This is a genomic window from Vibrio sp. 10N.237.312.B06 (assembly GCF_041464685.1).
Taxonomy (GTDB): Bacteria; Pseudomonadota; Gammaproteobacteria; order Enterobacterales; family Vibrionaceae; genus Vibrio; species Vibrio tasmaniensis_A.
In genome coordinates this window covers 1-6264 of record NZ_JBFSPI010000141.1, presented here as the reverse complement: position 1 = coordinate 6264, position 6264 = coordinate 1, and the positions used below count along the sequence as shown (strand labels likewise).

Sequence of the window (6264 nt, the reverse complement as noted above, 5' to 3'; positions counted from 1 at the left end):
ACCGATGTATTGTTGAACGCGAAATGTACAGCAAAGATCAACACGCCCTAGTTAATGACCAATTTAGTTCGTTGGAGCATTTCCATACAAAATACCCGTGTCATTACCTAACACCCCTGCAATGTAATCTTTACCGTTGTGCTTAACCGTCAAGAAAACCCCGTTGTAACTGCCATTTAGCGCTGATTGCGAGCAAGAAACGGCACTTGCGTTATCTGCATTAAAGTAAGATCCATTACGAACCAATTTACCTGTAATTGTACAAACGCCATTAACGACATATGAACCATCTGCGTTAATCGTCCACGTACTACCATCTGTTGTATTGGTATGAGTACCGGTGATTTGGGCAAGAGCTAATGAGTCAGTTGTTTTATTCATTGAGTAAACAAGGTTTGACCCGCTAACAACGGCTGTTAGAGTTGCAATATTGTTTGTAAATTTAGCATGCATTAACTGAATTCTTTCTTTCACAAAAACATTGTTGCTAGTAAAAGATAGACCTCTAGTTGTCATCGATGTTTCTGTCGTGGTCGCACTATCAACAAAGTAAACGCTGTTGTTCGCGAAGTCACCCACAATTAGGTTGTTCTTAGATCGCTTTGAGTCAACAAGCATGACGGTCAAGTCAGTCGGGTTAACGTATAGGCCATTACCACTAAACGTTTTTACTGCTGCACTCGGTGCCGCTGACGAACCACCGCCACAACCTACAAGTACTACTGAAGCGAAAACACCTAAAATGAAGCCTTTGTTTTTCATTGTGATTACTCTTTGTTATGTATAAAGATCTTATCATATCTAAAAATAATAAATCCCGCAAAGTTGCGAGAGAACCGGCGACGCTGACGGATCCCCTCATATTTTCCCTAGTCCTGCATTGTGTGTGAGCCTTTGATATTCGAACATGATCTGCACCATCAATACTGGACGTTACGTTAAGCGACTTTGTCATTACGTTAACTACGGACTAGGTGATATAAAGGTATGAATCAGTTAGTTGATACTTAACGGTGTGCTCTTAAGAACTAAAGCTTTTAATTTTCCACTCTTGGAAGGCGTTGTTGCCTAAATCAGTTGAACCTTTTTCGAGTCTTGCGATCTGATCTTTTATGATGGTTAGAGCGGTGGTGACATGGGTAAGGCAAAAAAGAAGATAACTAACTGGGCGGAGTACAATAAGGCTCTGTGCAAACGGGGCTCGGTTACGTTCTGGATAGATGATTCAGCCGTAGATGCATGGCGATGCAAAGCCCATCATGGTAAGCGTGGTAGAGGCTTCCAGTACTCTGATACAGCGATTGAAACTGCATTGATGATTAAGGGGATATTCTCTCTACCATTGCGGGCTCTTCAAGGTTTTATCGACTCTATCTTTGAGCTACTGGAGGTTCCACTGACGCCCCCTGACTACACGTGTATCAGCAAACGCTCGAAGACAGTTCAGGTCAAATATCATAACAAATCCAGAGGAGCTATTCGCCATATCGCTATTGACTCGACTGGTCTCAAAGTCTTTGGCGAAGGTGAGTGGAAGGTGAAAAAGCACGGCGCCGAAAAACGCAGAACTTGGCGCAAACTTCACTTAGCCGTTGATGTAGAAACTCATGAGGCCATTAGTGCAGAAGTCAGTCTTGTAAGTGTTGGCGATAGCGAAGTGCTGCCAACATTACTCAACCCTTTACGTAGAAAGGTAGATACCGTATCTGCTGATGGAGCGTATGACACAAAAAGTTGCTATGAGACCCTGCAAAATAAGGGCAGTACTCCGTTGATACCGCCTCGAAAGAATGCGGCGCTTTGGGAAGAAGGGCATCCCAGAAATGAAGCAGTAAAGGCTTTGAAAAACGGAACAATAGCGGAGTGGAAATCTGAGTCGGGTTATCACTATCGCTCAATATCTGAGACCGCAATGTCTCGATATAAAGGACTAACCAGCGGTAAATTGAGCTTGAGATGTTATAACGCTCAAGTGGGAGAAATCATGGCGAATGTCAAAGCTATAAACAAAGTCATAGGACTAGGTATGCCTGTTCGAAGCTAACGGTGAGTCAAATATGGCGTCGTTGGTCTTTAAACCGATTTGATCAACAACGCCGTCGTATTGACTAAAAAGCATGCGAAACGGGGTGCCTCTATCTCCAAATTTAATTACGCAACAAAGCCACCTCAGATGACAATACTTCGGCGCACTTAACAAAATTAACCTTTATTTATAAGTGGGAATTAAGTATTATTGATAATATTAATAATACTTGATAATTAAACATGTTAAATAATGTATCTATAAAAAACAAAATTCAAATGACAATCGGTCTAGCGGCTATGCTTATGTTATTGTTGGGAGGATTCGAACTCTACATTCAACAAGAGCAGAGACTTGAAGAAAGGCATGATAAACTGCAAGCGCAAGTAGAGACTGCGGTATCCTTAGTCCAACACTTCAGAACCAATGAGTCTCTAAATATAGAAGACGCTCAAACAGCAGCAAAAAAAATATTATCAGACCTCAGATACGATGATGACCACTATTTTTGGGTAACCAATACAAAAAACAAACTAATTATCCACCCGAAAAGGCTGACTTCTATTGGCCAAGATATGACTAACGTTCGAGATAGTAAAGGTAATTATCATTGGCGCGAAATGTCTCGTATTGCCAAAAACAATTCTTCAGGTTTTTTGAGTTACACATGGCGAGATCAGCAAGGAAAAGATAAAGATAAGGTTTCATATGTGTATTACATTCCAGAATGGGATTGGATTGTAGGATCGGGATTATTCATTTCTGACATCCAAGAAGATTTTCACAAAAATATCATACAGCAAAGCGTTTTATTAGTAATTATTATGGGGATCTTGTTTTCTATTAGCTTCTTTATCAGCGATAGTATTGTAAAACCAATCGAACAATTAGCTGAAAACCTCAAGATCATCGCGAGTGGCAATTTAACAACAAACTTCCAACAGAACCGAGAAGATGAGATTGGAGAGCTAAACCGAGGCCTTTGTCAAATGCAGACTACCATTAGAGGTACCTTAATTGCTGCGCAAAGTACAGCCGATAAGGCAAGTCTTTTATCGGAAAGCATAGCCTCTTCAAGTGAAGAAACCGCTCAAAGTTTAGCATCTCAGAACTCACAACTTGAGAAGATGTCAACGGCAATGAGTGAAATGTCAGCAACTATTAAGAATGTAGCTATCAACGCCGAATATAGCTCAGAAAAAACCAGTGAATCCTCGCATCAAGCACAAGCCAGCAGCCAAAGTATGGTCACAACACTTGAAGATGTTTCGGCAATCTCCCTCTCTATCGATGAAACAACACAGTTAATGGCGACCTTGAAACGCGGTGTAGATAATATAGGCCAAGTTGTGCAAGTTATCCAAGAAGTGTCTGAACAAACAAATTTACTTGCACTGAATGCCGCGATTGAAGCGGCGCGAGCAGGAGAACAAGGTCGTGGTTTTGCTGTGGTTGCCGATGAGGTTCGCAATCTTGCAAGCCGAACTCAAGATTCTACCAGTCAAGTTCAATCAACGATTAACGAGTTACTCTCTAGTACTTCTGAAGTGCTTACTGTCATGGAAAGTAATAATGCAAGTATTAGCACCTGTGTAGAAACAGCTCAACATACAAAAGACACACTAGTATCTATGGTAGGAAGCCTCAACGAAGCTAATGATATGGTCGCTCAAATTGCCGCTTCCGCTGAACAGCAAGGCATCGTTTCAAATGAAATGAGTGAAAATGTTAGTGTGATTAATTTATCAGCAAGAGAAATTAATCAAGCTAGTGTACATATGGCATCTCAAACTCAAGAGATGGCAAGTGCTGCCGAAGAGCTTAAACAACTATTGACATACTTTAAGCTGGAATAATCCGACGCACCTTGGTCTATATCGACACCTCTCCCCCGGATATAGACCAATCTATTTGCTCGTTAATATTACTAACAGAAGGTTTTTTTTCAAAACCAAAAGACAAAGTCATCAACCTACGATCGATTAACTAAGTTTACTTAAATACTTAGACTAATAACCAAGCTGTGCTAAAGACTTAAGTCTGTTGTTGCTGAGTCAAAGGTCTAGGTTGATTAAGTGTTTTTGACTGACCTCAAAGAGCAAAAAAGTGTGTTATTCACTCTACTATATTGGAGATGTAAAGATTAAAATCAATAAAAACATAAAACTATCAGTAGATTACAGTCTTTTAGATGTATTCAAGAAAGACTGTACCAAGTCACTACTAACTCCAAATAACTGTGTCTCGGTGATGACTCAACAAGAAAAACTGTCATTTTTTTTCTCTATCGTAAACCAAAGTGCAAACGCCGTTGTTATTACAAACGTTGACAGGGACATTATCTACGCCAATAAAAAATTTGAAGAACTGAGTGGCTATGCCCTATGTGAAGTTCTTGGCAAGAACCCAAGAATATTGAAATCAAACAATACCCCAGTCGACAGCTACCGCGATATGTATCGCACATTACAGTCGGGAAGTTCTTGGAAGGGTGTATTTTTCAATAAATATAAAGATGGCCCCGAGTATATTGAAGAAGCTGTTATTTCTCCGATAATGTGCGATATAGGAGAAGTTATTTGTTATCTTGCAGAAAAAAAAGACATTACAGTTCAAAGGGCTATGGAAGACAGCGTACGGAAATTGACTCATTTTGATAGTCTAACGGAACTGCCTAATCGGGCCTACTTTATCGAAGAAGCCAAGAGGATAATGGACTTTCAACTAGCTAAAGATAACTGCTTTACGATATTGTTTGCCGACTTAAACCGATTTAAAGAGCTTAATGATAGCAGAGGCCACCTTGCTGGTGATATGGCGCTAAAAGAGGTAGCTAGACGGATTGAAAACGCACTTCCGTCTGGTGATTTAGCAGCTAGAGTTGGAGGGGATGAGTTTGTTGTGATTCATCGAAAAGCGACACAAGAAAGCACTGCGCATTTAGCTGCCCAATTGGTAGCGGCACTGAGTCGACCTATCCCGATAAATATAGGACAAAAAGCTTTTCTGGGTGTTAGTATCGGAGCAGCCACATGGCCTTTGGACGGTGAAACATTGCATGATGTGCTCTCACATGCAGACTTAGCTATGTACGAAGCTAAGTCGACTGATCGGGGCTTTGTCTTCTACACGGAACAGATTGGCACACACTATCATCGTGAATTGGAGTTATCGCGCAGGTTAAATCAGGCTATACACGATAAAGATCAGTTTCATCTAGTCTATCAGCCAAAATTTTATACAGCCAGTACGGAAGTTGCAGGGGTTGAAGTTCTGCTTCGCTGGGACGAGCCTGAGCTTGGTATCATTAACCCTGGGGAGTTTATTCCTCTTGCCGAGAAGTATAGGATAATGTGTCCTCTCGGTAAGTGGGTCATCAAAGCCGCTAGTAAGCAATTTCGTCAGTGGCAATCAGAGGGTAGAGTGTTGCCAGGTAGAATGGCTGTGAATATCTCCGTTCAACAATTAGAGCAACCTGAGTTCTTTGAGAGCATTATAAGTATGATTTCAGAAGAGGGACTCTCTCCTTCCATATTTGAATTAGAAGTGACAGAGTCGGTATTGATGAGTAACCCAGAAAAAACAATGCGCGTGTTGCAAAAGTTAGAACATGTAGGATTCAGTATCGCTATCGACGATTTTGGTACTGGCTTTTCGTCTTTATCGTACCTCAAAAGAATTAACGCAAAGGTTTTGAAAATTGATAAATCGTTCATTGAGAGTTTGGCGACCAGCATACACGACAAAATGATAGTGAAATCTGTGGTGGACTTAGCTCAGAATCTGGGGTTATCCGTTGTGGCTGAGGGCGTCGAAACTGAGGAGCAAAGGCGTTATCTTGAAGAGGTCGGGTGCGACATGGTACAGGGCTACTACTACTCAAGACCACTCACCGCAGAAGAATTAATCCGAAAATTTACTTTTAAAACTTTGCTTAAGGAATGAACAATGACTGAGCATTCTTCTCCATTTTTAAATACTTTCTATTTGAGAGTGTTATCTGTCGTTCATGAAGGTTTGTCGCAAAGTTATGAAGAAGCACAAGCGTACTGATTTTTATATGAAATTAGGCTGATTTCGAGTGAAGCTGTTCCCAAACAGATAAGCTTTCAGGATTGTCAAGCAGTCCATTTTTAATTATCGACCGGCTTTGTTGCGTAATTAAATTTAGAGATAGAGCCAACCCGTTTCGCGTATTTCTTAGTCAATACGACAAGTTTCAGGCATACCTAACCCAG

At 40.9% G+C, this 6264-nt stretch carries 4 protein-coding genes; 3 read left to right on the top strand and 1 reads right to left on the bottom strand.

Annotated features, from left to right (window positions below; genetic code table 11):
- Nucleotides 1–63: 63 nt before the first annotated feature.
- Nucleotides 64–762, bottom strand: a complete 699-nt coding sequence (locus AB6C75_RS22450) for a hypothetical protein (RefSeq protein WP_372109327.1) — start codon at nt 760–762, stop codon at nt 64–66.
- 373 nt (nt 763–1135) lie between these two features.
- Between AB6C75_RS22450 and AB6C75_RS22445 the strand changes: the two genes are divergently transcribed.
- The 3 genes from AB6C75_RS22445 to AB6C75_RS22435 all read left to right on the top strand — a co-directional run bounded on the left by AB6C75_RS22445 (nt 1136) and on the right by AB6C75_RS22435 (nt 5971).
- Nucleotides 1136–2044, top strand: a complete 909-nt coding sequence (locus tag AB6C75_RS22445; protein WP_065679953.1) for an IS5 family transposase — start codon at nt 1136–1138, stop codon at nt 2042–2044.
- Nucleotides 2045–2268: 224 nt separating this feature from the next.
- Nucleotides 2269–3882 (top strand): methyl-accepting chemotaxis protein, encoded by a 1614-nt coding sequence (locus AB6C75_RS22440; RefSeq protein WP_372109325.1) that lies wholly within the window; start codon nt 2269–2271, stop codon nt 3880–3882.
- A gap of 250 nt (nt 3883–4132) precedes the next feature.
- Nucleotides 4133–5971, top strand: a complete 1839-nt coding sequence (locus tag AB6C75_RS22435) for an EAL domain-containing protein (RefSeq protein WP_017099454.1) — start codon at nt 4133–4135, stop codon at nt 5969–5971.
- Nucleotides 5972–6264: the final 293 nt, after the last annotated feature.

Coding starts and splice junctions, on each gene's coding strand:
- AB6C75_RS22450 (WP_372109327.1), bottom strand. CDS start 762: ATGAAAAACAAAGGCTTCATTTTAGGTGTTTTCGCTTCAGTAGTACTT.
- AB6C75_RS22445 (WP_065679953.1), top strand. CDS start 1,136: ATGGGTAAGGCAAAAAAGAAGATAACTAACTGGGCGGAGTACAATAAG.
- AB6C75_RS22440 (WP_372109325.1), top strand. CDS start 2,269: ATGTTAAATAATGTATCTATAAAAAACAAAATTCAAATGACAATCGGT.